The 847-nt window shown below is 67.7% G+C and carries 1 pseudogene; it reads right to left on the bottom strand.

Annotation, left to right across the window (positions count from 1 at the left end):
- A pseudogene (locus G6R25_RS24290) lies at positions 1-783 on the bottom strand (aminoglycoside phosphotransferase family protein); the annotation flags it as partial.
- Positions 784-847 lie beyond the last annotated feature (64 nt).

Genomic DNA, 847 nt, shown 5'->3' with positions numbered 1-847 from the left:
TGCCGGGAATGGCTCAATGCGATGATCGGGGAGATGAAAGGTGTTGGCCAGGAGCTGGAAGATACCGAAGTCGAAGATCCGGGCCGGGTTCAGGACCTCGAGGGACCGGATTTCCTCCGGGACGCCGTTCTGCAGGAAGCGCGCCAGGATCTCCTGCTGGGAGACGAGATTGCCGCTGACCCGTCCGCCGGTCTGCTGGTGCGTGTCGACGGCCAGATTCAGATAGAAGGGGAGCCCGGCGCTGGCATCGGCGATCTTCTGGCGTTGGAACGTGTCGGCGATACCGCCGGCGTCGAGGAGTTCCAACCGGGCTTCCATCGGCAGCCCGCCGATGTCACACACGTAGATCAGGTCGTCCCATTCGGGGTCGGTCAGCTCCCAGCGCAACGGTTCCCGGCTGGCGATGACGACCAGGCCGCGGTCGAGCTGCGCCACGAGGTCACGCAGCCAGGCGTCCGCGAGCTGCGTGCGCCCCGAGCGGACCGGGCTGGGGACCAGCGCCTCGTGGCTGTCGATGACGATGACGTACGGCTTGTCCCCGCTGGCGGCCCGCAGGTCCTCGGCGAACAGGTAGGTGACGGCGTCGGCGAGTTCGCTGTTCGGCAGGTCGTCGAGCGTCGCCAGCGTCGGGTCGCGGCGCACCCGCAGCCGGCGGCGCACGTCCGAGGTGCCGCGTTCCAGCAGCTTGACCAGCCCGCGGGCGGTGCCGAAGACCGGTAGCCCGGCCACCGTGTCGACGATGTCGGTGAGGATCGAGCTGTCGCCGACGAACGCCAGGTCCAACCTAGGGCCTCGGGAAGATCGTTCTAGGTTGCGATCTGCTACGCGGAGTATTGGCCCCGTTGTG

The organism is Candidatus Frankia alpina, assembly GCF_902806485.1.
Classification (GTDB): domain Bacteria; phylum Actinomycetota; class Actinomycetes; order Frankiales; family Frankiaceae; genus Frankia; species Frankia alpina.
This window is presented reverse-complemented; position numbering and strand designations above follow the sequence as displayed.